This window comes from Pseudomonas sp. LBUM1653 (assembly GCF_059716115.1).
The window spans coordinates 2,188,560-2,215,192 of sequence record NZ_CP166803.1 but is presented as its reverse complement, the minus strand read 5'-3'; the positions used below and the strand labels follow the sequence as shown (position 1 = coordinate 2,215,192).

The 26,633-nt window shown below is 61.5% G+C and carries 19 protein-coding genes; 10 read left to right on the top strand and 9 right to left on the bottom strand.

Annotated features, from left to right (window positions below; all coding sequences use genetic code 11):
• The first annotated feature begins 264 nt into the window (after positions 1 to 264).
• On the top strand, positions 265 to 1,227 hold the full coding sequence (locus ACA054_RS10050) for a LysR family transcriptional regulator (RefSeq protein ID WP_497689241.1): 963 nt from the start codon (positions 265 to 267) through the stop codon (positions 1,225 to 1,227).
• Positions 1,228 to 1,287: 60 nt separating this feature from the next.
• Positions 1,288 to 2,445, top strand: a complete 1,158-nt coding sequence (locus ACA054_RS10045; RefSeq protein ID WP_497689240.1) for an alpha/beta hydrolase family protein — start codon at positions 1,288 to 1,290, stop codon at positions 2,443 to 2,445.
• 803 nt (positions 2,446 to 3,248) lie between these two features.
• On the opposite strand, the gene ACA054_RS10040 is transcribed toward ACA054_RS10045, so the two are convergent.
• A complete protein-coding gene (locus ACA054_RS10040; protein WP_497689239.1) occupies positions 3,249 to 3,707 on the bottom strand; it encodes an REP-associated tyrosine transposase in 459 nt (152 codons plus the stop codon).
• A 201-nt stretch (positions 3,708 to 3,908) separates the two neighbouring features.
• A complete protein-coding gene (locus ACA054_RS10035; protein ID WP_497689238.1) occupies positions 3,909 to 4,295 on the bottom strand; it encodes a nuclear transport factor 2 family protein in 387 nt (128 codons plus the stop codon).
• Positions 4,296 to 4,827: 532 nt separating this feature from the next.
• Between ACA054_RS10035 and ACA054_RS10030 the strand changes: the two genes are divergently transcribed.
• The gene (locus ACA054_RS10030) at positions 4,828 to 6,177 is read left to right on the top strand and encodes a metal-dependent hydrolase family protein (RefSeq protein WP_497689237.1); all 1,350 of its coding nucleotides are present in this window, start codon (positions 4,828 to 4,830) and stop codon (positions 6,175 to 6,177) included.
• Positions 6,178 to 6,188: 11 nt separating this feature from the next.
• Complete coding sequence (locus tag ACA054_RS10025; protein ID WP_497689236.1) at positions 6,189 to 6,635, top strand: GlcG/HbpS family heme-binding protein; 447 nt, start codon at positions 6,189 to 6,191, stop codon at positions 6,633 to 6,635.
• Here ACA054_RS10025 and ACA054_RS10020 read toward each other — a convergent pair.
• From ACA054_RS10020 to ACA054_RS09990, 7 genes are all read right to left on the bottom strand, one after another.
• Positions 6,620 to 7,555: a LysR family transcriptional regulator gene (locus ACA054_RS10020; protein ID WP_497689235.1), complete on the bottom strand. Its 936-nt coding sequence runs from the start codon at positions 7,553 to 7,555 to the stop codon at positions 6,620 to 6,622. The two genes, ACA054_RS10025 and ACA054_RS10020, sit on opposite strands and share 16 nt — an antisense overlap.
• Positions 7,556 to 7,724: 169 nt before the next feature.
• Positions 7,725 to 9,503, bottom strand: coding sequence for an acyl-CoA dehydrogenase C-terminal domain-containing protein (locus ACA054_RS10015; protein WP_497689234.1), 1,779 nt, complete (start codon positions 9,501 to 9,503; stop codon positions 7,725 to 7,727).
• Positions 9,500 to 12,001, bottom strand: a complete 2,502-nt coding sequence (locus ACA054_RS10010) for an efflux RND transporter permease subunit (RefSeq protein ID WP_497689233.1) — start codon at positions 11,999 to 12,001, stop codon at positions 9,500 to 9,502. Before ACA054_RS10010 ends, ACA054_RS10015 begins: the two co-directional genes overlap by 4 nt.
• Before the next feature lie 35 nt (positions 12,002 to 12,036).
• A complete protein-coding gene (locus ACA054_RS10005) occupies positions 12,037 to 13,113 on the bottom strand; it encodes a WD40/YVTN/BNR-like repeat-containing protein (RefSeq protein ID WP_497689232.1) in 1,077 nt (358 codons plus the stop codon).
• 74 nt (positions 13,114 to 13,187) lie between these two features.
• Entirely contained in the window at positions 13,188 to 14,549 is a 1,362-nt protein-coding gene (locus tag ACA054_RS10000; RefSeq protein ID WP_497689231.1) for a DUF1329 domain-containing protein, read from the bottom strand.
• A gap of 31 nt (positions 14,550 to 14,580) precedes the next feature.
• Positions 14,581 to 16,410 (bottom strand): DUF1302 domain-containing protein, encoded by a 1,830-nt coding sequence (locus ACA054_RS09995; protein ID WP_497689230.1) that lies wholly within the window; start codon positions 16,408 to 16,410, stop codon positions 14,581 to 14,583.
• Positions 16,411 to 16,464: 54 nt separating this feature from the next.
• Positions 16,465 to 17,628 (bottom strand): thiolase C-terminal domain-containing protein, encoded by a 1,164-nt coding sequence (locus ACA054_RS09990; RefSeq protein WP_497689229.1) that lies wholly within the window; start codon positions 17,626 to 17,628, stop codon positions 16,465 to 16,467.
• A gap of 453 nt (positions 17,629 to 18,081) precedes the next feature.
• On the opposite strand from ACA054_RS09990, the gene ACA054_RS09985 reads away from it, so the two are divergent.
• From ACA054_RS09985 to ACA054_RS09960, 6 genes are all read left to right on the top strand, one after another.
• On the top strand, positions 18,082 to 18,930 hold the full coding sequence (locus ACA054_RS09985; RefSeq protein ID WP_497689228.1) for an SDR family NAD(P)-dependent oxidoreductase: 849 nt from the start codon (positions 18,082 to 18,084) through the stop codon (positions 18,928 to 18,930).
• 63 nt (positions 18,931 to 18,993) lie between these two features.
• Complete coding sequence (locus ACA054_RS09980; RefSeq protein ID WP_497689227.1) at positions 18,994 to 20,019, top strand: YeiH family protein; 1,026 nt, start codon at positions 18,994 to 18,996, stop codon at positions 20,017 to 20,019.
• 18 nt (positions 20,020 to 20,037) lie between these two features.
• The gene (locus ACA054_RS09975) at positions 20,038 to 21,321 is read left to right on the top strand and encodes a spinster family MFS transporter (protein ID WP_497689226.1); all 1,284 of its coding nucleotides are present in this window, start codon (positions 20,038 to 20,040) and stop codon (positions 21,319 to 21,321) included.
• Between the two features lie 164 nt (positions 21,322 to 21,485).
• The gene (locus tag ACA054_RS09970; protein ID WP_497689225.1) at positions 21,486 to 22,550 is read left to right on the top strand and encodes an AraC family transcriptional regulator; all 1,065 of its coding nucleotides are present in this window, start codon (positions 21,486 to 21,488) and stop codon (positions 22,548 to 22,550) included.
• Between the two features lie 96 nt (positions 22,551 to 22,646).
• Positions 22,647 to 25,325 (top strand): winged helix-turn-helix domain-containing protein, encoded by a 2,679-nt coding sequence (locus tag ACA054_RS09965; protein ID WP_497689224.1) that lies wholly within the window; start codon positions 22,647 to 22,649, stop codon positions 25,323 to 25,325.
• Between the two features lie 180 nt (positions 25,326 to 25,505).
• Positions 25,506 to 26,552: a beta-keto acid cleavage family enzyme gene (locus ACA054_RS09960; RefSeq protein WP_497689223.1), complete on the top strand. Its 1,047-nt coding sequence runs from the start codon at positions 25,506 to 25,508 to the stop codon at positions 26,550 to 26,552.
• Positions 26,553 to 26,633 lie beyond the last annotated feature (81 nt).

Genomic DNA, 26,633 nt, shown 5'->3' with positions numbered 1-26,633 from the left:
TGAAATTATGATCCGGAGACTGCTGCCAACCGCTCGACAAGGCTGATCAGCGCTGCATTGAATCCGGTGGTGGTGTCGGCCAGAGGTCCGACTGCGGCGAAGATTGACGTGTGGTTTGGCAGCTGACTAATCGCGAGTGGGGATGCGACCTATCGGCAAACGCGATACCTGATCGCGCCGGATGTCGGCGTAAAGACGGGGTTGACGCGACGATGAATTCACCGGAATGTATCGTGAAAATAAATACAACAGCGGACCTGCCTGATGCGTTTCAACCACCTGGATCTCAATCTGTTGGTGGCACTCGATGTGTTGCTCGAAGAGCAGAACATCACCCGTGCCGCCGAACGCCTGCACATGACGCAGTCCGCAACCAGTGGCGTGCTTGGGCGTCTGCGCAGTTATTTCGAAGACGAACTGCTGGTGCAGGTCGGGCGCAAGATGCAGCCCACGCCCTATGCACAGGAACTTGCCAAACCGATCCGCGAAGTACTGCTGACGATTCAATCCTCGATCACTGCCAAGCCGGTGTTCGACCCCACCACCAGCAAGCGTCACTTTCGCCTGGTGACCTCGGATTACCTGATCAGCGTGCTGTTTGCCCAGGTGATTCAAAAGATCCATCAGGAAGCCCCGAACATCACCTTCGAGATGCTCGGCCCTGGCGACAATTCCGGTGAGTTGCTGATTCGCGGCGAGGTCGACCTGATGATCGTGCCTGAGCGTTACATCATCGACGGCCACCCCCACAAGCTGCTGTTCGAGGAAGAACACGTCTGCGTGGTGTGGGACGGCAACACCCTGGTCGGCGACAGCCTGACCCTTGAGCAGTACATGGACATGGGCCACGTCTCCGTCGGTTTCGGTCGCAGCCGGCACTTGAGCATCGAGGAATGGTTCATGAACCAGTACGGTTTCAACCGCCGTATCGAGGTCATCACCAACGACTTCAACACCCTGCCGCAACTGGTCGTCGGCACCCAACGCATCGCCACCATGCACCAGCGCCTGGCGCGGTTGTACGCCGAGCATCTGCCGCTGCGCATCCTCAATCCTCCGGTGAAGATACCTGTGATGCGCGAGGTCATGCTCTGGCACCGCAGCGTGGACGGCGACCCGATGCACCGCTGGCTGCGTGAGCGCATCAGCGAATTCATCCAGCATCTGGAACGCGATCATATCGCCGCTCGCGATACCTCTCATCCCGAGTCACGATTGGTCAATTAGCCGGGGCGTCCTTAACGTGCCTTGTGAACGCTCAAGGCAACCACAAGGACAACAACCATCATGTTCCGTTATTTCCCGACCAATTACGTGTGGAATCTCTCTGTCGACCTGGCCATCGAGATGGGCGCCCGCATGGGCGAAATCGAAGAGATGTGCGCGCCGCTGCAGGAAGCTGCCCAGCAGCCCGACGCCGCTGGCACCAAGGCGTTTCGCGAAACCTGGGCGAAGATGGCCGACAAACTCTGTGGCCTGGCCGAGGAAGACGAAGGCAATGGACGGCTGCTGTCCGCCGGCGAAAAGTACAACCGCGCCGCCACCTATTACCTCACCTGCGAACGCTTGCAGGCCCACGGCGCGCCGGGCCGTACCGAGCTGTACCAGCGCTTTTTGCAGACTTTCAAACGCGGTATCGAACTGTCGCGGGAGAACTGCGAGCGCGTTGAAATCCCCTACGAGGGCAAACATATTTCCGGCTTGCTGGTGCGTGCCGAAGGCGTGAGTGACCCGGCCCCGATCCTGGTGCAGGTCAACGGACTGGATTCGACCAAGGAAATGAAATACCGCGTCGGCCTGCCGGCCTGGCTGGCAAAACGCGGCATCTCATCGCTGATCATCGACCAGCCCGGCACGGGTGAAGCGTTGCGCCTGCATAACCTGATTGCTCGCTACGACAGTGAGCACTGGGCCAGTCGCGTGGTCGACTGGCTGGAAACCCGAAGTGACGTGGATGCCAAACGCATCGGCCTGGAGGGCGTCTCTCTCGGCGGTTATTACTGCCCGCGCGCAGTGGCCTTCGAGCCGCGGTTTGCCTGCGGTGTGGTGTGGGGTGCGAACCACGACTGGCGCGATGTACAAAAGCGTCGCCTGGAAAAAGAAGGCAGTTTCCCTGTACCGCACTATTGGGCACATGTGTGCTGGGTATGGGGTGCAAAAGACATGGATGAGTTCATGGCCATCGCCGAGAACGTACATTTGGATGGTGTGCTGGATCGCATCAAGGTGCCGTTCCTGGTGACCCACGGTGAAAAGGACTCGCAGATTCCCCTGAAGTGGGCACATCGTACTTACGAGCAACTGGTCAACAGCCCCAAGCGTGAACTCAAGATCTTCACCGAACGCGAAGGTGGCGTGCAGCATTCCAGCTTCGATAACAGCATCAACGCAGGCCACTACATCGCCGACTGGATCGCCGAAACCCTGGGTGGTCATACGGCTTGACCGGCCCCTATAGGAGCTGGCTTGTCGGGTCGCCGCATCGCAGCGATGGCGGTATCACATTCACCACCGATATCGCCAGCAAGCCGGCTCCTACAGATTTATGTCATACCCAACAATCACCATGCACCGCAAACTTGTAATTGGATGGACTCGCCAGCGATGACGGCATCACATTCACCACCGCCATCGCCAGCAAGCCGGCTCCTACAGATGTGGGTCGTACCCAACAATCACCATGCATCGCAAACTTGTAGGAGCTGGCTTGCCAGCGATGACGGCATCACATTCGCCACCGCCATCGCCAGCAAGCCGGCTCCTACAGATGTGGGTCGTACGCAACAATCACCATGCACCGCAAACTTGTAGGAGCTGGCTTGCCAGCGATGACGGCATCACATTCGCCACCGCCATCGCCAGCAAGCCGGCTCCTACAGATGTGGGTCGTACGCAACAATCACCATGCACCGCAAACTTGTAGGAGCTGGCTTGCCAGCGATGACGGCATCACATTCACCACCGATATCGCCAGCAAGCCGGCTCCTACAGATTTATGTCATACCCAACAATCACCATGCACCGCAAACTTGTAGGAGCTGGCTTGCCAGCGATGACGGCATCACATTCGCCACCGCCATCGCCAGCAAGCCGGCTCCTACAGATGTGGGTCGTACGCAACAATCACCATGCATCGCAAACTTGTAGGAGCTGGCTTGCCAGCGATGACGGCATCACATTCACCACCGCTATCGCCAGTAAGCCGGCTCCTACAGTTTTGCGTCGTACCCAACAATCACCAAGCACCTCTAAAGCCATTTGGCGTCCCACAACGGGTAATCATGCACACGCCTGACAAGACCGGCGCGTATTGGGTTGGCGATAACGTAACGCGCTACTGCCAGTAAATCCTCCTCGTAGCGAATGGCCCGGTCGTGAAAGCCTTTTTGCCAAAGACTTCCTGTTCGCCCCAGGTGAGCATTGATTGCTCGTGCGCTGCGGGATTTGATGGCCAGCATCAATGCGGGCAAGGTGCTGTTTTTCAGCTCGACTAGCCAATGAAAATGGTCCGGCATGACGACCCAAGCCAGGGAGTCCGCCAGTTCGTCAGTGTGTGCCTGTTGAAATTGCCATACCAGGAGCCGCCCTGTCCGCCAATTGGTAAATAGCGGCTCGCGATTGCGGGTCACCGCGGTTAGCAGATAAATTTGCCCGGATTGGGAATAGCGCCCGGCGCGCAAGCGATTCGCGTGGGGAAGATCAGGCATTCCATTGCCCTCCTGTGTTCAAAACCGAAACACAAGGCTAGTGCACCAGAATGAGGAGCACTGCCACAGTTTGGTTCTGGATGTGACTGTACGGACGTAATCGCCAGCAAGCCGGCTCCTACAGATTTGTGGGGCGCCACACAGCAAATCGCCGGAAACCTCAGGGTTCTCCGGCGTTTTTACATTCAGCGATAAACGAATTCAGTTGGGTGCACGGGTGCCATGGAACGAGCTGATCTGCCAGCCCTCGGCACCGAACGTCCAGACCTGCGTGGCAAACCCGTCACCGCGAATCGACTGGTCGCCGCCGCGCTTGCGCAGCGTGTTGCATTGCGTACCGGTCATGACCGCCAGGTGCTCCCCGTAAAAGCGGATCTGCAACTCGCCACGCTCAATGTCCAGGTACTGCACCGCGCTTTTTGCATATTCCAGATAGGCCGCCTTGCCTTGCACCAATCCTGTGGTGTGCACATACACCAGGTCATCGGCGAACAGCTCGGCGACGCGTGGGTAGTCTTCCTCAACCAATGCCCGGCGGCGTTCTTGCTCAAGTGCCAGGAGTTGGTTTTTTGCAGCTGCGGTGGTCATGGGGACTGCTCTCTGTGGGTGATGAGCGCGCACCATAGACGGGTGAACCAGCTCATAAAAAATCGCCGATCACGATGCCAGCCATCGTCACTCGCGATACCCGGCCCTTGGTCTCGTTCCTGCCATCATGCTGTTCGCAAAACGAGGCGACCTGTAGGAGCTGCCGCAGGCTGCGATCTTTTGATCTTGCTTTTCAAAAATCAAAAGATCGCAGCCTCGTTGCACTCGACAGCTCCTACAGGGGGACGCGGTCAATTGTGGGAGTGAGCCTGCTCGCGAAAAACGACTGGGCGACGCGTTCATTCAGACAACCCGCGTTATCGTTAACCACCATCGTCGGAACGCCGCCCGGAGCAAGCCCGCTCCCACAGGGGATTGGGGACATCTGCCAAAGCCAGGTCGGCTGTCAGGCCACCGCGGATTGAGCACCTATCGACGCCATCTATACGTGGGCATTGATGCAAGTTGCTGGTGGCATCCAAGGCCACCCTCTAGCCTCGCTTTGCATAACAATCAGCAAAGTGAAAACGCCATGAATGCCCTGCACCTCAAATGCCAGACCCTGTTCGACGGTACTGGCCTGCAAACCCGTCAACAGCAAACGCTGGTCGTGGAAAACGGCCTGCTGGCGTATGTCGGCCCGACGGCCCTGGCGCCGCAGCCACAACCGGGTGACAGCGTCCTGGACGCCGGCGATAACTTTGTCATGCCGGGACTGGTGGACGTGCATACCCATCTGGCCTTCGGCAACGCGCAGAGCGAAGAAGACATCGATATCTGGACCAGCGACGAATTTCGCGCGCTGCGCGGCATGTTCTTCGCCCAACATGTGCTGGCCGCTGGCGTGACCAGCATGGTTTGCCCGGGCGATAGCGGCCAGCTCAGCATCGCGGTGCGCAATGCGATCGCCGCGGGGCTGTTCGAGGGCCCGCGCATCGCCGCCAGCAGCCGGGTCATCACCAATCGACAGAGCCTCAACGACTGGTTTCCCAGCCGCGTGGGTGCCCCGGAATATTTCACCGCGCGCCTGGTCACCAGCCGCAGCGAAGCATTGGCAGAAATCCGCAAGCAGGCGAAGGATGGCGTAGACCTGATCAAGATCGCCATGGACGGCACCCACCGCCGCCCGAACGGCGAAATAATCGCTGCGTTCACCGCTGAAGAAACCTGTGAGATGGTTGAGGAAGCCCATCGCCTGGGCTGCAAAGTGGCGACCCATGCCTATGGTCGTGAGGCGGTGATGTACGCCGCACGCGCCGGTGTCGATCTGGTGTTCCACGCCTTTTACATGGACGACGACTGTATCGAGGCCTTGCTCGAAGCGGGCAGTATCCTCGCCCCAACCATGACCTTCCCGCAGAACACCGTGGATTTTTGTCAGCCCCACGACCCGGCCATCAGCACCGGCTACGCCGGTTACTGCGCACGCACACTGGAAGTCGGTTCGGCGGTGCTCAAACGCGCCAAGGCCGCCGGCGTGCCTTTCGCCTGTGGCAGCGACAGCGGTTTTGCCGTGACGCCTTACGGCGAGTGGCACGCCCGTGAGCTGGAGCTGCTGGTCACTCGCCTGGGCTTCACACCCGCCGAAGCGCTGTATGCCGCCACCGCCGTTGGTGCGCGCTGCATGCCACGCGGTGAGACCATCGGCTCCCTGGAAGTGGGCAAACAAGCGGATTTCCTGTTGCTCGACGGCTCGCCGCTGCACGACATCCGCATCCTGCAAGACCGCTCGCGCCTCAAGGCCGTGTACAAGGCCGGTCAGCCGGTGCGCATGGAACGCAGCCCCTATAACCCCAAGCAAGTGTCTGATTTCAACTCGTTGAAGTGGACTGATCTATACACCCGCGAACGTGTTGCCCAACTGGGCAAGTGGGCCGTATGAGGATCGATATCATGCACACACTCGATCTACTCACGGCCACCCACATCGCCAGCAGCGCGATCCGCATTGCTCAAGAAACGGGGATCAAACCCTTGGCCGCCGTCGTGCTGGATGCGGCGGGTCATCCACTGGCGGTCCTGCGCGATGAACAGGCCAGTTTCCTTCGCCCGCAAATCGCCACCGGTAAAGCCCGCGGCTGCCTGGGAATGGGCTTTGGCGGACGAGAACTGGCTCGGCGTGCTCAGGCCATGCCGGCGTTCTTCGATGCGATCAACAGCTTGACCGGTGGCGAAGTCATTCCGGTGGCTGGCGGGGTGCTGATTCGCAATGCCGAGGGGTTGATTCTGGGTGCCATCGGCATCAGCGGCGACACCTCGGACAATGACGAACGCTGCGCCGTGCAGGCAATCGACCAGGTCGGTCTGGTGGCCGATACCGGTGATCAGCCAGCAGGGTGATCAAGCGACGCGGCCTGCTCCAACAACAGGCCGCGAAACCACATCAGCGCCGGATCCCGCTCCTGATACGGGTGCCATTGCAGCACCTGTATGGCCTCGGGAAAGGCCAGCGGTGCGGGGTGAATGCGCAGCGGGTAACGTTGGGCAAAACGCTGCGCTTGCCGGCGAAACACAGTGGCGATTCGCGCGGTACCGACGATGAACTCCGGCATCAGCGCGAAGCTTTCAAGCGCCACTGCCACGCGCCGGTGAACGCCCAACTCATGGAGATGCATGGCATCCATCGCCAGGTTTCTTCCATCGGCAAACTCACGTACCACATGCTCGGCGGCGCAGTAGCCAGTCAGGCTTAAACCCTCGGCGAACTGCGGCTGCTGCGCGCAGACGATGCAACACAACTGGTCGCTCAACAACGGTACATGGGGGTAAGCAGGGTTCAAGCGGCGCTGCGGCACAATCACACAATCACTGCGACGATAATCGAGCGCTTCGCTGACCACATCACCATCGCGCGGCACGGGCAAGTCCCGTAGGGTCAAACGCACACCCGGCGCGACGCGCGCCAACTCAAGACTGACCGCTGGCAACAGCACCCCGGCCACGTAGTCGGAAGCCACCAGGGTAAATTGCCGAGTACAGGTGGCCGGGTCGAAATTCACCGGCGCATCGATAATCTCCCGCGTCAGGGCGAGGGCTTCATGCACCTTGGGCAACAGCTCCAGCCCCAAGGCAGTGGGCTCCAGCCGCCGCCCGACCTGAACCAGCAACGGGTCATTGAAATGCTCGCGCAAGCGGCCAAGTGCCGAACTGGTCGCTGACTGGCCCAGGCACAATCGTTCAGCGGCTCTGCTGACGCTGCATTCGCTCAACAAGGCGTCGAGGGCCACCAGCAGGTTCAAGTCAAGACGTCGATACCGCATGCTGATTCCGTTTTAAATTGATGGCTACACGTAAGACTTTCGCCTATTTAAACAGGGGCTGCTCAGTATGCGCTGTACTTTTTGCTTTTGTTGACCTGCTGATTGCAGAGCGAATTGTCGTTATTCCTTTGAAGATGCGTGTGCCCCGGACGGGGCACACCATCAAGTCTCAGAACTGTTCCGCGTCCAACAGGTAAAGCGACTCGCTACCGGCCTTCACCGACGCGCTCAACGAGTGAATACGCGGCAGCAAGCGGGCGAAATAGAAGCGTGCGGTGCCCAGCTTGCTGGCGTAGAAATCGTCCTGCGTTTCCTTGCCCAAGGCGGCTTTGGCCATCAACGCCCACATGTAGGCATAGGCCATGTAGCCAAAGGCTTGCAGGTACTCGACCGACGCCGCACCGATTTCATTCGGGTTGTTTTTCGACCGGTCCAGCAGCCACGCGGTCAGCTCGTCGAGGGTGGTCACCGCATCGTTGAGCGGCTTGGTGAACTCCGCCAGATCAGCGCTGGCCGTTGCGGTGAAGTGACGAATCTCGTCGGCAAACAGGTTGTAGAACGCCCCGCCGCTGCCGACGATCTTGCGCCCGACCAGGTCCAGCGCCTGGATGCCGTTGGTGCCTTCGTAGATCTGCGTGATGCGCACGTCGCGCACCAGTTGCTCCTGGCCCCACTCACGGATGTAACCGTGGCCGCCGAACACCTGCTGGCCGTGGATCGTGGTTTCCAGACCGAGGTCAGTGAGGAATGCCTTGGCCACTGGGGTCAGCAAGGCCACCAGGTCTTCCGCGCGCTTGCGGGTGGTGGCGTCTTCGCTGAACTTGGCGGTGTCCAGTTGCATGGCCACGTAGGTCGAGAAGGCGCGGCCGCCTTCGTTCGAGGCTTTCATGGTCAGCAACATGCGACGCACGTCCGGGTGGACGATGATCGGGTCAGCGACTTTGTCCTTGTTCTGCGCGCCGGTCGGCGAACGGCTTTGCAGACGATCGCGGGCGTACTCGACGGCATTCTGGTAGGAGCGCTCGCCGGTGGCCAAGCCCTGGATGCCCACGCCCAGACGCTCGTAGTTCATCATGGTGAACATCGCCGCCAGGCCTTTGTTCGGCTCGCCGACCAGGTAACCCACGGCTTCGTCGAAGTTCATCACGCAGGTCGCAGAGGCCTGGATGCCCATCTTGTGTTCGATCGAGCCGCAGTTTGCCGGGTTGCGCGCGTCCAGGCTGCCGTCGGCTTTGACCATGAACTTGGGCACCAGGAACAGCGAAATCCCTTTAGGACCGGCCGGTGCGTCCGGCAGTTTGGCCAGCACCAGGTGGATGATGTTCTCGGTCAGGTCGTGTTCGCCGCCGGTGATGAAGATCTTGGTGCCGCTGACCTTGTAGGAACCGTCGGCCTGAGGCTCGGCCTTGGTGCGAATGATCCCCAGGTCAGTACCGGCGTGCGGCTCGGTCAGGCACATGGAGCCGGCCCAGACCCCGGCGTACATGTTCGGCAGGTAGGCGGCCTTCAGCTCTTCACTGGCGTGGGCGTTGATCGACAGGCACGCGCCGGCGGTCAGCATCGGGTACAGACCGAACGCCAGGCTGGCGGAGTTGACCATTTCCTCGACCTGGGCCGAAACGGCCTTGGGCATGCCCATGCCGCCGTAGGTCGGGTCGCCACCGACACCGACCCAACCGCCTTCAGCGTAGGTCTGATAAGCCTGTGGGAAACCTGCCGGGGTGGTGACGGCACCGTCCGCCCAGCGGCAACCTTCTTCGTCAGCCGCACGGCTCAGGGGCGCGACGCTTTTGCTGGTGACCTTGCCGGCTTCTTCGAGAATGGCTTCGACCGTTTCAGCATCAATGGAATCGGCCAGTGCTGGCAGCTCGGCCCAGAGTTTGGCGACCTCGAACACTTCATTGAGGACGAAGCGCATATCGCGCAGGGGGGCTTTGTAATCACTCATGATGCAACTCTCGAATTAGCGTGACTCGATGCCACCGCTGTGGTCTTGAACCTGGACACGGCATGTCCGGGATTGCGAAGCAGGAAATGCGACAGCGCCGGTATCAATACCAGTGCACCGATCATGTTCCAGATGAACATGAAGGTCAGCAGGATGCCCATGTCGGCCTGGAACTTGATCGGCGACCAGGCCCAGGTGATGACGCCCGCCGCCAGGGTGATGCCCACCAGCGCCACGACCTTGCCGGTAAACGCGACGGAGTTTTTGTAGGCCTCGGTCAACGACAGGCCCGCACGTTGCTGGGTCAGCTGGACACTGAGCAGGTACAGCGCGTAGTCGACGCCGATGCCCACGCCGAGCGCGATCACTGGCAGCGTCGCGACCTTCACGCCCATGCCCAGCCAGACCATCAAGGCCTCGCACAGGATTGAGGTCAGCATCAACGGCACCACGGCCACCACCACCGCACGCCAACTGCGGAAAGTGATGAAGCAGAGCACAATCACTGCGCCATACACATAGAACAACATGGTGCGGTTGGCTTCGCGCACCACGATGTTGGTCGCCGCCTCAATCCCGGCGCTGCCAGCGGCCAGCATGAATTGACGATCATCATTGCTGTGTTCGCGGGCGAAGGCATCGGCGACCTTGACCACGTTGTCGAGGGTTTCGGCCTTGTGATCGGCCAGATAGGCCACCACCGGCATCATCGAACAATCGTTGTTGAACAGCTCCGGGTTGTTCACAGAGGCTTGTTGCGCGCCGTAGTTGAGCACGTCCTGATTACGCGCGATGGTCAACATCTTCGGGTTGCCCTCGTAAGAGCCCGCCGTGATCTGCCGCACCGCGTTAACCAACGATACCGTGGTCTGCACGCCCGGCTGTTGTTGCAGCAACCAACCCAGGCGGTCGGCCTCAACCAGGGTTTCGTATTTCAGACAGCCCTCGCTGGCGGTCTTGATCATCACGGCGAACTGATCGCTGGACAACGAATAATTAGCGGTGATGTAGGCGTTGTCGCGGTTATAGCGCGAGTCGGAACGCAGCTCGGGCGCACCGGGGTCGAGATCGCCGATCTTCAACTGCGTGCTGACCATGAAGCCACCCACCGCCAACAGGCCCGCCACCACCACTGCACCGGTGGCCCAGCGGCGTTCGGTAAAGCGGTCAAGAAAGCTCCACAGATTACCCAGCCCCCTGCCCTGCGATGCCTTGTCGTCCTGGCGCAGGGTACGGGCGGCGGCCTTGCGACTGACACCCCAATAAGACAGCAGCACCGGCAGCAGCACCAGGTTGGTGAAGATCAACACCGCGACGCCGATGCTGGCGGTGACGGCCAGGTCCTGGATCACCGGAATGTCGATCAGCATCAGCACCGCGAAGCCCACAGCATCCGCCAGCAGCGCGGTGAGACCGGCGAGGAACAGGCGGCGGAAGGTGTAGCGCGCCGCGACCAGCAGATGCGTGCCGCGCCCGACGTCCTGCATGATGCCGTTCATCTTCTGCGCACCATGGGAGACGCCGATGGCAAAGACCAGGAACGGCACCAGGATCGAGAACGGATCGAGCGCATAGCCAAGCAGGCTAACCAGGCCAAGTTGCCAGGCCACGGCGATCACCGAACAGATGATCACCAGCGCCGTGCTGCGCACGCAACGGGTGAAGAAAAAGATGATGGCCGTGGCGATCAATGCCGCCGCACCGAAGAACATCATCACCTGCATCAAGCCATCAAGCAGGTCGCCAACCAGTTTGGCAAAACCGATCACGCGGATCTTGATCGGCCCCTTGCCCTCCTCGCCGGCACTGTGCGCCTGGTCATTGCCGGCGAACTCGTATTGATTGCGCAGCTGTTCTTCGAGCATGCGCGAAAAGGCATGGTAGTCGATGGCTTTACCGGTGACCGGGTCCTTTTCCAGCAACGGCACGAAGATCATGCTCGACTTGAAATTATTGCCGATCAGGCTGCCGACGATGCCCGAGCGGGCGATATTTTGACGCAGCTGCTCGGCGCCCTGGGCCGAGCCGTCATAGGCGTCGGGCATCACCGGCCCACCGCGGAAGCCCTCCTCGGTCACTTCGGTCCAGCGCACGGCGGGCGTCCACAACGACTTCATCCAGGCCCGGTCGACGCCAGGGGTGATGAACAAGGTGTCGTTGATCTGCTTGAGCACCTCAAGGTACTTCGGGTCGTAGATGTCGCCTTCGCTGCTCTCGACGACCACTCGCACCGCGTTGCCCAAGCCACGCAAGGACTGGCGGTTGTCCAGGTAGTTTTTGATGAACGGCTGGCTCTGCGGCAGCATCTTCTCGAAGCTGGCATTGAGCGTCAGTCGAGTGGCCGCGAAGTAACCGAGCAGGACGGTCACGACCAGGCAGGTCAGCACCACCAGCAGGCGGTTGTTGAAGATCAGGCGTTCGAGCAGGTTACCGGAGCGGGCATCGAAGCCCTTGAGTTCGCGGATCACCGGCATCGTATCGAGTTCGTGATTACCCATAACGTTCTTGTCTCTTTTGTTATACGACAGTGGGCTTATTCGAGGGGTAGCTGACGCAGGCCACGAACACCGGCGAGCACCAGCGCACCGGAACTCGATACCTGGGCTCCAGCCACCGGCGCCAGGCCGTTTTGTGGCTGCAGTTTGAAACTGGCGCCGTCGTCGACGCTGACCAGCACATGGCCGGCCTGGCTCAGCAGGATGATTCGCCCATCGGCGGTCACCGTACTGGCGGTGATGCTCAAGGGCAGGCCGAGTTCGACCTTGCTCCAGCTGACACCCTCATCGACACTGCGATACGCATTGCCGCGCAGGCCGAAGACCAGCACTGCACCGGGTTTTCCGGTGATGCCGAAGAAGGTGCCGTTGTACGGTGTGGGGACGGCGTGGAAGCGTTCAGCCGCCGGGTCGAGTCTGAGCACCAGCCCTTGTTCACCGACGATGAACAGCTGATTGCCCACCGGACGCAGCGCATACAGGTTCAGCGCCGAAGGGTTCTCTGTGCGATCGAGCCAGGGGGTCCAGCTTTGACCACCGTCGTCGGTGCGGAAAATCAGATTGAACGCGCCGACGATGTAGCCGACGCGCTCGTTCTCGAACCAGACATCGAGGAACGGTTTGTCGGCGCCCTCCTCGACCATGCGTTGGGCCTCGAACACGCGCATTTGCAATTCGCTGTCCTCGGGTTGCGCGGCGCCTAGCCGCTGGTAGAACGCAAGCATGACCGGACCGACCTGACGCCCATCAAACTGGCGGCTCCAGGTTTGGCCCGCGTCGCTGCTGTGCAGGACTACGCCATCGTGCCCCACAGCCCAGCCTTGTTGCGAAGTCGGAAAGTGCACGGCAACCAGGTCGGAACTGACCGGTACCCGAGCCTGGTGCCACTGCTGGCCGTCATCGTCCGAATAAAAAATGTGCCCGCGCTGGCCCACTGCGACCAGTCGTTTTCCAGCACTGGCCAGCCCCGTAAACGCGCCCTGGATCGCCTTTTCACTCTGAACGGCCGAACTGTCCAGGGTATCGGCGAACTGCGCCGCCACCACGGGTCGGGTGAACGGCAGCGCCAGCGCCGCGGCCAGTGCGGCAAACGCCATCCACTTGAAGTTATTCATAGCTGTTTCCCGGATAAAAAAGCCACCGGCAAGCTCTACCGCTTCCCGGTGGAAAGTGACGCTACGGAGTTCGGTTAACGGATACCCGCGCCGGCCAGCGACTCCGGTGCCCACTGGGCTTTGGATAGCGCTTCGATGTACTTGATGCCGCCGTAAGGACCGTAGACACCGGATATGCCGTAGCTACCCGCAACGAAGTCGTAGGTCATGAAGTTGTCCGAGTTCGGCGCCTGCACGTCGTAGCTGTAGGCCATATGCGCGAAGGAGCCGCGGTACAGCTTGCCATTGGAGTCATATTCGTCGGACGCCAGGGCGATCCAGCTGTCTTCGTCGAGATAGAAAGTGCGTTTGCTGTAAATGTGGCGTTTGCCCGGTTTCAGCGTTGCCTCGACGACCCAGACACGGTGCAGTTCCCAGCGCACCAGGTCGGGGTTGACATGGTTCGGCGTGGTGATATCCGCCGCTTTGTCGTGGTAGTTGAGCTTGTAGGTGTTGTACGGAACGACCATTTCCTTCTTGCCGACCAGCTTGAAGTCGTACCGGTCCAGTGCACCGTTGAACACCCATGCATCGTCATAAGTGGAGCTACCGGCCGTACCCGGGTTCGGCGTGTCGTAGGCCAGATCCGGTGCCAGCTTGACGCGGCGTTGCCCGGGCAAGTACTGCCAGCCACGGCGCGGTTGCTTGAGCGGGTTGACGGCGTCGTTGAGCAAAATCGCCTCGCCGGCGCGACGGGCCGGGCCCTGGTAATAGAGCTTGGTCTTGAAGAACAGGTCGCTCTCATTCGCTGGCGTGGTGCGGGACGGCTCATACAGCGGGTACTCAAGATAGCCGTTGCTGGTGGTGGCCAGGGTTGCGCGACCGGAAGAATCGACGTTCCAGTTGTCGTACTTGATATTGAGGGCATGCCCCTGATAGCGCAGCAGGTGGTTCCACATGGCTTCATAGCCATCGGCGGGGATTGGAAAGGGTATGCCTGGCAGGGCGTTCTCCAGGGCTACACCACCCTCGACTGACTTGGTCTGCACGGCATTCTTGGCAGTGTTGTCCAGCAATCGTTGGGGCAGCCCTACGGTACGGTGGGTTGGGAACACATCGACGCGAAAGGACGGGTAACGCTTGAGCAATTCCTGGGTCGTTGCCGTCAGCTTGCCGGAGAATTGAGCGGCATTCTGGCCGTTGATGACAGTCTTTGGCTTTTCGCCTTCAAACGGATCCGGACGGAACGAGCTGCCCTTCTGATAGCTGGCTGGCGCGGTAGTCAGCCCTCCGGTGTAGGCAGGGATACTGCCATCGGCATTACCAGCTTTCTCGGCGCCAACGCCGGTCAAGGTGGTACCGAGCTTCGCAGCCTGGTCTGGGGATACGGCCGCATGTGCGCCGCCGGCGACGGCCAGCGCCAAGGTGGTGGCCAGTACTGATTTGACGAATTTCATGGATATCTCCTGTTGCTGAGCAACGGTTCGATCAGATAGTCGTTTTGAAGGTTAAAGTGACCATGCCGCGATCCTTGAGCTGGGATGGGGTACCGCCGAAAGCGGTGGTTTGGCCGGGCACGCAGTTGTATTGGCCGTTGGCGCCCGGTGCCGCGCCATCTCCTTGATTGCCAGCGCTGCCAGCCGAGTTGCAGGTATCGAATGGACCGAAGTTGTCCACGTATTTCAGGTCGAATCGATACTGGTTGTGCACGTCCATGCCGACGCCGACCGAATAGCTGCCAGCGTCCTCGTTACCGCCCAGTTGCACGGCGGAGTTGCCATTGAGGCCGACGTTGTAGGTCATCGGCAGGTACATATCGATGCCCGGGAAGACCTGGTACCAGGTCGGGTTGAAGTTGACCCCAATGATGTAGTTGTCCTTGGTGACCTTGTCAGTGCCGCGGTACCAGTCCTCGCCCTTGAACAGCTGCTTGTTGTCGGTCACGTCCAGCCAGCGGCTGTAGCCGAGTTCGACCAGCAACGAGGAAGCGTCCCAGAGTGGCGTGTCGCCAAAGGTGGTCAGGCCGTTGAGCACGGCGTGCACGGTGTTGCCACGGGCCACGCCGTCTTCGCCATTGAAGCCGCCGATGAAGCCTGGCAAACCCGCAGCGGCTGCAGCCGGACTGACGGTGCCCGCCACGCTGGCCAGCGGCATGTTTTCGCGGTAGTTCAGGTCGAAACCGACGCTGACCCCGCCGACGCTTTTCGACAGGCTGATGCCGTAGATATCGATGTCGTCGACGTAGAACTGGTTGTAGCTGCCGATGTTGCCGGAGATCAGCTGTGCCGGTCCGACGGCGGTCGGCTGCAGCACCAGGTTGGGCAAAATATCGGACGTATTGCGGTAGTAGACACCGAGGGTACCGTCGAGCCATTCCGGGCTCCACTTGGCCATCAGGCCGAAGTCGCCGCGCTTGTCCGGGGTGAACGTATGGCCATTGCTCAGGCGCAGGAACTGATTGGCACCGATCGGACCAGGCGCACCAAAAAACGGATTCTGCCCGCCAATCAGCGACAGGTTATGCCCGCCATTCTGAATGCCGTCGTTGAAGCCCAGGTAGGTTCCGGACTCCGGTAAACGCGCGGCGTCCCAGTCGAGGAAGTACTGAGCGCCGAGGGTCAGTTCCGGGTTGACCGTGAAGCTGGCGGACAACTGGTTACGCGGGATGAACAGTTCCTTGGCTTCGGTGCCCGGTACCGCCAGCGCCTTGGAAATGTCCAGGCCGGACTGGCCGTAGCTGTTGCCGTGGGCAAAGGCCAGGATGCTTTCGCCCCAGTACTGGGTGTGCTGGCCGAGCTTGGCGCTGAGCATCGATTCTTCGCCGATTTCCAGGCTGCCGAAAACGAAAGCATCGAGGATCTCGGCCGACGGGCCGTTGTAGTAGCGATCGGCGTAACCGCTGATATGGCGTGAATCCGGCACCCCATGATTGAGCTGGTTGGTCGCCGCATTGTCGCTGCCGACATTGTCGTAGGCATGGTCATACCAGGTGTTGGCGCTGACGCGAAAACCCGCCTTTTGCTTGTAGACCACATCCAGTTCCGAGAGCACGTCCAGGCGCTGGGACACCGCACTGCCCGAGGAAAAGTTGCGGTTGCCGTCGTTGTTGTTCCATGAGTTCGCCAGCTTGCTGTTGGGGCTTTCGACCCGCTGGGCATAGTTGAACTTGAAGGTGTTGTCGAAACGCACCGCCAGGTCTTCGTTCCCGGTAGCGATTTCCAGGGCTTGAACGGGCAAGATGCCCAGCCCGGTCAGTACTGCTGAAGCCAGAAGCCCTCGACGCAGATTTGCGTGGCAGATCTTATTGTTATTGTTCATCTCACCTTCTCTGTGGTTCGTGGAAATACGTTGAGGCGGCCTGCGCTGCTGTCCTTAAGTTCGCTGCAGGATGGTTACCGATACCGCGCGCCCCAGGGCCGCGCTGTGTTGAAGTGCGGTCCGCGCACCCGTGTGCTGACCACTGGCGGCAGTGCCGCGCAGTTGCCAGACCAGTTCAGCGATTTGCGCCAGCCCCGTTGCGCCGGGGGCATGACCGCGGCCGAGCAGGCCACCCGAGGCACAGACGGCAATACGCGCGCCCCGGGCGTTGCGGCGTTCGCGCACGAATCTGTCGATCTGGTCTTCCTCGCAAAAACCCAGGGCGGCGCTGCAGACCATGAAGTCGCCAACGCTCTGGTCGTGCAGCTCGACCACTTCGATCTCGTCGGGACCGAGCCCGGCGTGCTCGTAAGCTTGTTGGGCAACACGGCGAGTCGCGGCGCGCCCCAGCACATCCAACACATTGCCGGACTCCTGTTCGCAGGCGGTGTCACTGCCACGCACGCTGGACAGCACCGCCACACCACCCCGGGCGCCATATCGGGCAAGGAATGCCGGACTGCAAAGCAGCACCGCCGCGGCCCCGCAAGCGGGTGGGCATAGATAGGGCGCCAGCCAGCCATCGAGCGCAGCGCCATGATTCAGCACGGCCAAGGGATTGCTGCTGGCGTGCGCCCTGGCTCGACTGAGTACGTCTTCGAAGCTGGCCTGCGCCACGCCCATGCGGGTCAACAACCAACTGGTCTGGGCAGCAAACAGTGCGGCCGGGTGCTGGCGGCGGGCCAGAAAGGCCAGGGAGGCGTCGACCTGTTCGAGGCCGTTCCACGCTTGCGGGGCCAAATCGTCCAGACCAAAGAACGCCCGATTGGACACGTTTGCCGGCATGCTTTCGAAGCCCAGTACCAAAGCGCATTCAGCCTCGCCGCACAACACGCTGTGACGCGCCAACTGAAAAGCGCTGGAGGCCGCGGCGCAACCGTCGCGGACCGTGAACACGGGGATGCCGGTAAGACCGGTCTCAGCCAGCGCTCGCTCGCTGCAACCGACCGCACCGGTGACGCAAGCGGCGAACACCTGATCAACCAGGTCGTAGTCAATGCGCGCATCGTCAAGCGCCTGGCGAATCGCCCTTCCCGCCAGCGCCGCGGTGCTTTCGCCAGCGCCCAGCGGGACAAACGGAGTCATTCCCACTCCCGCAATCAGCACTCTTTGACTCATGGAATTTCCCTCGATAGCCGACAGGCGACAGCACGTCGCTTATCGATCAGGTGCCATGACGCAGTGCCATGTGCCGCCGAGCATTCGATCTGCACTGCAGTCGCAACGTGGAATTCACCCTATCGGGTTTGAAAAAACCCACCCTACTCTCGATGGGTAGGGTGCTATTCGGACGGGATTGTTTAATGGAGCGGCAGGACCAGCCCTCCATTCGCAAAGAACCTGCAAGGAGCGTTTGCAGGATTGGTCGAAGACTACAAACGTCAGGCAGGGATGGGATCGGGCGAGCGTTACCACGGGAAAACCATGTCCCGACGGGTACAGCAAATGTCCCAAACGGTCATCCGCAGGCAGGACTCATCTATCAGTATGAAGACACTACGCACCACGCTTTACCCAAAAAAATAACAAGCTCGGCACCGCCAGAGCCGCCAACCTCCCAGAGGTAACAAAATGAGCAAGACCGTGGTCATCACTGGCGTCTCCACCGGCATCGGCTTTGCCACTGCACAAGCGCTGATTGCGCGCGGTTATCGCGTGTTCGGCAGCGTGCGCAAGGAGGCCGATGGTGTGCGTGTTCGCAATCAATTGGGCGAGGCCTTCACGCCGTTGCTGTTTGACGTCACCGACACCGCGGCCTTGCCGGCAGCGGTGGCCCAGGTGCAGGCGGCTGTGGGTGAGAAGGGTTTGGCCGGGCTGATCAACAATGCCGGTGTCGCCCCGATAGGCCCGCTGATGCATACCTCGTTGGCAGAAGTCCGCCAGGCCTTCGAGATCAATGTCTTTGGCATGCTCGCCGTCACCCAGGCCTTTCTGCCACTGCTCGGTGCGCGTGCCGGAGCCCGGCACGCACCGGGTCGTGTGGTCAATCTGAGCTCGATCAGTGGAGGCATGGCGCTGCCGCTGGTTGCGCTCTATGCGATGACCAAGCATGCCGTCGAAGCCCTTTGCGATGGCATGCGTCGCGAGTTGTCGATCTATGGCATCTCGGTCAGTGCACTTGAGCCCGGACCGATCAAGACACCGATCTGGGACAAGATCGCGCCGCAACAGGCCGACGGCCGCTACACCGACACCGACTACGCCATCGCCATGGCTGCCCTGCCCGCTTTCACCGCCAACGAACTCAAGAGCGCCAGGCCAATGCACGTAGTGACCGATGCAATCTGCCACGCACTGGAAGCGTCGAAACCCAAACCGCGTTATCCGCTGGTGGGCCTGTGGTACGTGCGCAACTTTATTCCCGACCGTTTGCTTGATCGCCTGACGATCCGACTGGCCGGGCTCAAGCCAGTGCGCTGACACGCATGGGCGTTTTGTCACGGCAGGACCGCGTCACGCAATGTCCTGCAAAGAGTACTTAGCATGAATCTATTTACATCCCCGTACGCGGCCGGCGAAGCCTGGGTAGCCGACGTGCGTCGCAACTGGCCCGGCATTCTGCTGAGCATCGTCGTCGCCATCGCCGCGACCTTCATCGCGGATGCCCGTGGCGGTCCGGCGCTGTTGTACGCCTTGCTGTTGGGCATGGCGTTGAACTCGGTGGCTATCCAGGGCAGCGCCAAACCCGGCATCGACTTCGCGGCGCGGCGCATTTTGCGTCTGGGCGTGGCCCTGCTCGGTGCCCGGATTACCCTGGAGCAGCTTGGCGGCCTGGGTTGGTTCAACGGTGGCCTGATCGTCGCCGGGGTATTGCTGACCATCGGCTTTGGCGTGCTGATGAGTCGTGTATTCGGACTGGACCGGCGCCTGGGCATCCTGACCGGCGGCGCCACGGCAATCTGCGGTGCCTCGGCGGCAATCGCCATTGCCGCGGTGCTGCCACGGGACGAAAAATCGGAACGCGAACTCATCTTCACCATTGCCGGCGTCACGGTGCTGTCGACACTGGCGATGATTATCTACCCGCTGATCGTCAAGGCACTCGGCCTGCCTGCGGACGCGGCGGGCATCTTTCTCGGCGGCACCATCCACGACGTGGCGCAGGTGGTCGGTGCCGGCTACAGCATTTCCCATGAGGTCGGCGACTATGCCGTGCTGACCAAGATGCTGCGCGTGGCAATGCTGTTGCCGGTGGTGATGGTCATCACCATTGCCGTGCGACGCCGCAACCAGAGCGTCGAGGACCGGAGCAAGGACCCGCTGCTGCCGCCTTTCCTGATCGCTTTCGTCGCTCTGGTCGCAATCGGTAGCCTGGGCTGGATTCCAGCGTCCCTGGGCACCGCGATCAATGAAGTCTCGCGCGCCTGCCTGGTGATCGCGATTGCGGCGGTGGGCCTGAAAACCTCATTGCTGGACATACGCAAAGTCGGCCCGCGTGCCGCCCTTCTGCTTGGCACTGAAGCACTGTTCCTGGTCGGGTTCGTGTTGCTGGTGCAGAAATTCCATTAACGCTGGAGAACAATAAAAATGAAGATGGAAACGAGTACCCTCACCGGTGGTACGACAGTGGCGATACCCGGTCGCTACTACATGCTGGGTTTGTTGTGGCTGACCTATACCTTCAGTGTCCTGGACCGTTATGTGATGGGCATTCTGGTTGAGCCGATCAAGCGTGACCTGGGCGTCTCGGACACCATGATGGGCTTTCTGTCCGGTACGGTGTTCGGGCTGTTCTATGCCACGCTGGCGATTCCGGTGGCGATGCTGGCCGACCGTTCCAACCGGCGCAATGTGGTCGCAGCTTCGCTGTTCATCTGGTCCGTCTGCACCGTGCTCTGCGGCATGGCCACCAACACCGTGCAACTGGCACTGGCACGGATTTTCGTCGGGGTCGGCGAAGCAGGATCGACGCCACCGGCGCAATCGTTGATCGCCGATCTGTTTCCGCCGAGCGAACGCGGCAAGGCGGTCGGCATCTTCAGCAGCGGCAGTAGCCTCGGTATCGTGCTGGCCTTCACCTTGAGCGGGTTGATCGCCGGTGAATGGGGCTGGCGCTGGGCTTTCATTCTGCTCGGCGCACCCGGAATCGCACTGGCAGCCGTTATGTTTTTCACCACCCGCGAGCCGGTGCGTGGCCGTACAGACCCGGCCGGACAGGCGACGCTCAAGGAAGTCGTACCACCGTTTTCAGCAGTGCTGCGTTTCGTGCTCGGCAACCGTGGCCTGGTTCATCTCTTCGCGGCCCTCACGCTCGTGGTCACCAGCACCAGCGTACTGGCCTTGTGGATACCGGCCTACTTTATCCGCAATTTCGAGGTGAGCGCGGCGCAACTGGGCCCGGCGCTGGGGCTGGTGCTCGGCGTCGCCGGCATGGTGGGAACCATCGTCATGGGATGGTTATCCGACCGCGTAGCGCGCAGCAAGCCTTCGCGCCGCGTGCTGCTCGGCGCACTGATCCAGATGCTGGTGTGGCCGTGCCTGGTCGGGGCATTGCTCGCTGATAACTATGCCACCGCGCTGTGGTGGATGGTGGTACCGGGCTTGTTTTCCTTTGCCCCGGTGGCCTTGGGCTGGGTCGTCATGCAGAATATTTCGCCGCCATCCATGCGCGCCACCATCGTCGGCATCGCCGTGCTCGTCGCCAATATCGGCGCACTGGTGATCGGCCCGCAACTGGTCGGCATCGCCAGCGACCTGCTGGCTGACGGCGATTCCACGAGCGGTTTGAGGAACGCCCTGTTGCTGGCCGGCCTGTTCTATCCGTGGGCCGCCTTCCACTATTTTCGCGCCACTGCCCTGCTCAAGCACTAGTCGGACTGGCGATAACCGAGCGTGCTGGAAATCGCGAATGGCGGGCTGATCACGGAGCACCAAGCGTGACGCCCGCCTGATGCTTTTCCAAAAGGAATGCCTGGGTGTAAGGTTGTCGGCATCGATCTGTTGCCTCAATCCGGCCCACCTTCTGGAGTTTGAACATGCACGGCCTGGTACGTAGTGCGAGCTTCAGCAACTATGGACAAATCGCCAGCTCGGTCGGGCTGGATCCCTTGAAAATGCTCAGGGACGCGCACGTCAATCCAGCCGCACTCGCCGACGCTGACATCATGGTCAACGCCGACGCCCTGTATTGGCTCCTCCAGGAATCGGCCCGCATATCCGGTTGTGACGACTTCGGCCTGCGGCTGGCCGAAAGCCGCCAATTTTCGTCTTTCGGCCCATTGGCGCTGGTCTTGCGCGAAGAGCCCACACTTCGTCAGGCGCTCCATTCGCTGAGCCGCTACATGTGCCTGCAAAACGAAGAAACCCAATTCCGAATGGAAGAACATGGTGATCTCGTGTTGCTGCATATTGATGCGACGGCTGGCCGCTATGAGCCGCGGCAGCCAATTGAAATGTTCGCCGGACTATTGTTGCGCTTGCTTCGGGTTCTCACCGACGACGCGCTCAATGCCGACAGTGTGTGTTTCACCCATGGGCCGCCGGCGAGCCTTGCGACCCACCACCGTGTACTTGGCCCTCGCGTGCGGTTTGCCCAGGAGTGCAACGCTATCGTCTTGCGCACACGCGATCTCGACATGCCCATCCCCAGGGCTGACCCCGAGATCGGCCGGCATATCAAGAGGCGGCTCGATTTCGAGTTGATCGCCGATGCGGATACGCCTGATAAACGGGTACGCAAGATCGTCCGCATGCTGTTGCCGACAGGCCTGTGCACCGTTGAGCGGGTAGCCCGGCAACTGGGCGTGGACCGACGGACCCTGCATCGGCACTTGTTGCCGGTGGGCGAAACGGCCGGGACCGTCATCAACTCGGTACGCGCCGACCTGGCCCGCGAGTACCTGGCGACCAGTCAACGCTCGCTGGCCCAGATTGCCGACCTGCTCGGATTCTCGGCTGCCAGCGCCTTCTCACGCTGGTTCGCGCGCGAATTCAAGGAATCTCCATCGTCGTGGCGGGCGCGCAGCCGCAGCCACCAGAAGGCCGCCGCGTTGCCACCCCAACCGACCGACTCCGATGCAAACCCGTCTGCGCACAGGTGAACAGTCCATACGCCGGGGCCATGTCAAACCTGCTCGGGGCGCGCGAAAAAAATCCTGTCGCAGCTCGCGTGCGTGCTCGATTCACAGAGGTCGCCCGTGACAACCCCCCTTCCCCGTAATCAGACGAACACGCCCGACGACTTGATGTTGAAGGTCACACCGCAGAGCGTGCCGCGCCACCAGATCGTGCGACCCCGCCTGCAGTACGACCATGAGCGGCTGCGCGACTACCCGATCATCCTGGTACAGGCGCCGGCCGGTTTCGGCAAGACATCGCTGCTTGCGCAGTGGCGTCGCGAACACCTGACCCAGGGTCGGGTGGTGGCATGGCTGTCAGCGCAGCCGCAGGATGACGTGCCGCGTTTCGTACATTGCCTTGCTCTCGCCGTTCGGGCGGGAGCCGGTCGCCCCACCTTCGGCCACACACTCCTGGACGCCGTCATACCGGCTGGCCTTGAGGGCGTGACTGTCTGGCTGGCCGATGTCGCCCGGTCGGCGCTGGACATCGTCCTGATCGTTGACGAGGCGGACCGTCTGCCCGAGGGCACCCGCAAAGCACTGGCCTATTTGCTTCGCAATACGCCAGCCAATTTGCGCGTTGTCGTGGCCGCCCGAACAGACTGCCGACTCGATATCGGCGATCTGGTCACCTATGGCAATTGCACTGTTGTCGGGCCGAACCCATTGCGCTTCAGGCTTGATGAAACCATTGCCTTGATCCGTGACCGTTTCGGCAACCGGGTAAATCGTGACAGCGCTGCTCAACTACACGAATTGGCTGAGGGTTGGCCGCTGGGCCTGCAACTCGCCCTCAGCGTCATGGCAGGCGCCAGCAACCCCCAGACAGAGATCTCGGTGATGGCGGCGCACGGTGGTGCCATGCGCGACCAGTTCGTCACGTTGCAACTGGCCAATCTGGATCCGGCCGACTCAAGGTTTCTGACGCAGATTGCGATCCTTGATCTGCTGCACCCCGATCTGTGCAGGGCCGTCGCGCAGGCACCGGACGCTGATGAGCGGCTGGCGCGCCTGGCGCGGGATACCCCCGTCTTCGCTGCCAGCGAAGGCAGCGAGTGGCTACGCATGCACATGCTTGCGCGGGACGAATTGCGCCGTCGTTTCGCACTGCTGCCGACCGAAGAACAAGTAGCGCTGCACGCTCGGGCCGCTGCGAGTCTGGCCGCGCGCGGCCTGGTGGAAGAAGCCGCCCGCCATGCACTGGCGGCCGGCCAGCGTGATCTTGCTTACGATCTTGCCGAGCGGAGCCTGTACGAATCGTTGCCACGCATGGGCCCCGATACGGTGCTGGAATGGCTGTCCCGGCTACCCGCCGACGAGGTGGATCGCCGGCCCCGCCTGTTGCTCGCCGCTGCCTGGTCGCTCGCGCTGAGCGAACGGCACAGGGAGGCGAACCAACTGGTAGAGCGCCTGCTCACGCAGACCAGCGCGGACGTCGAGCTGCGCTGTGAGTGCGCGCTGATTCAAAGCGTGGCGGCGGCTTATGCAGACGACCCTGACCGGTGCGCCGCGCTGCATGCTCCATGGGCGCTGGATCCACCCTTTACCGACTCCTGGTTACTGCAGGTGCATGCCAACCGGTCGGCGTTGTGCGCGCTGCTTGAGGGTGAACCGGCGCTCGCCCGTCTACGCCAACAACAGGCTGCGCACCATCAGCACAGCCCGGTGTCGGGCTACGTACTGCAAGCGGGTGACTTCCTTCTGGGACTGTCCTACTTGTGGGAAGGCCAGATCGAAATGGCCGAGAATCTGTTGCGCCCGACGTTGGCGCGCGCAGAGGACCAACTCGGTCGACGCTGTCCCGCTACGTGCATGGTAGCCGCCGCCCTCGCGGCGGCGATGTGGGAGCGCAACCGGCCTGACGAGGCCGGCATGCTGCTGGCCAATCGGCTGGATGTACTGGAACGTAGTGGCCAACCCGAAGTGGTGCTGCTCGCTTACCGGACGATGGCCCGGATTGCGTTGGCCGAAGGGACCGAGCACCGGGCGCTGGACGTGCTGGGCACCCTGGATGCCGTCGGCGTGATGCGCGGGGTGCCACGCCTGCGCGTTGCCAGCCTGGCGGAGCAGGTACGCCTGCACGCGCGCCAATACCGTTCGCAAACGTGTCGCGAACTCTGTTCGCAGATCGATGCCCGGCTCGCCGAAGCCCCCCCACTGGGACGGCTCTGGTGCCGCAAGGTGTCGCTATTGCGTGAGAGCGCGCTGGCGTATTCGGCCATCGCCGCCCAGGACTGGCGCCAGGCCGTCGACGCTTTGTCCCGTGCCGACGCTCTGGCTCAACAGGAGAAACTTGGCCAGCAACACATCGAGCTGATGGGTCTGCGTGCCTGGGCACTGGACCGTTGCGGCGATGAATCGCTGCCTCTGATGCGCGAGGCGGTGGACCTGGCCAGCACGTATGGATTGCTGCGTGTTTTCGATGATGCGCACCCGGCATTGGGCGACTGGGTGCGCTTGGTGTTGCCGGGGACGACAAGCGTGGCGTCGCCCGGGCCCGCGACAGTGGAGCGGGTGAATATAACGCTGTCTACCGCACGCTCCAACCCAAGCATGGCGCTCACGCCGAAGGAGCGCGAGGTGCTGGAACTGCTGGCGGGCAACCTCTCGAACAAAGAGATCGGCCTGGCGCTGCAGGTGGGGGAAACAACGGTCAAGTGGCACATCAAGAACCTATTCGCCAAGCTCGATGCCGGCACACGCAAGCAGCTTGTGCAGCGAGCAAGCATCCTCGGCGTACTCCAGATCACCCGCTGAAATAAGGCGGCGCGGTTCGCCAGTTGCGCAGTGGCGCGCCTGTCTGATCAGTACCCGGCCCCCTGCCACGAGGAGGGGGCAATTCGCGATTCAGACTCCTAATCTTGTTTCCACGCGGGCAACCATCCTGGTCCTCCTGATACGCAGGCACGCCGCCCTTTCTAATAACAAGGAAACACCATGCAATTCTTCGACGACTCCCTCTTGCCCGAAAACCAGCAAAAACTCGTGATCCAGGTTGCTCCCTACGGACCGGAATGGGTTCCCGGCGACTCCGACGACATCCCCGTCACCATGGACGAGCAGGTCCAGAAAGCCGTCGATTGCTGGAACGCCGGTGCTACCGTGCTGCACGTGCACGTGCGTGAGGAAGATGGCAAAGGCAGCAAGCGCCTGTCGAAATTCAACGAATTGCTGGCGCGCCTGCGTGAGGCCGTACCGGAAATGATCCTGCAGGTAGGCGGCTCGATTTCCTTCGCTCCAGAGACTGAAGGTGAGGCTGCGAAGTGGTTGAGCGACGACACACGCCACATGCTGGCCGAACTCACTCCGCGGCCGGATCAGGTCACGGTGGTGATCAACACCACGCAGTTCAATGCGCTGGACCTGTTCACCGAAGAGGACGTCGCCGGTACCTCGCTGGCGGGCGCCGAATTGCAGGAGGCCTATCGCAACATGGTCGTGCCGTCCAATCCGTCGTGGCATGTGGAGCACCTGCGTCGCTTGACGGCCAGCGGTATCCAGCCGCATTTCATGCTCGGCAGCGTAGCGACCCTGGACTCGGTTGAGCGCCTGGTGCGGCGCGGTCTCTACAACGGCCCGCTGGTTCTCAACTATGCGGCGGTCGGCGGTGGTTCGTCCGCTGCGCATCCGGCCGACCTGCTGGAGTTCGTGCGCCGCACGCCCGATGGCGCGGTACTCACCATCGAGTGCCTGGGTCGCAGCGTGTTCCCGATGAACGCCATGGCGATTGCGCTCGGCCTGCATGTACGAGTCGGCAACGAGGACACGCTACGCGGTCCGACAGGCGAGCGCATGACCTCGGTGCAGCAGATCGAGTCGATGGTGCGCATCGCCCGCGAACTCAATCGCGACGTTGCCAATGGCGAGGAAGCACGGCGCATCTACAAGCTCGGCGAGAACTACCGCGACGCCAATGAAACCCTGGCCAAACTCGGCTGGGCGCCGAACCGTCGTCCGGGCGAACGTGGTTTTCCCATGCGCTGAGCCTGCTCTGGAGGGGCGTCAAACATTGCGCCATGCCCGTGCTGTACGAACTGGGCGGCGCTGCCGACGTCCCGTCATGAA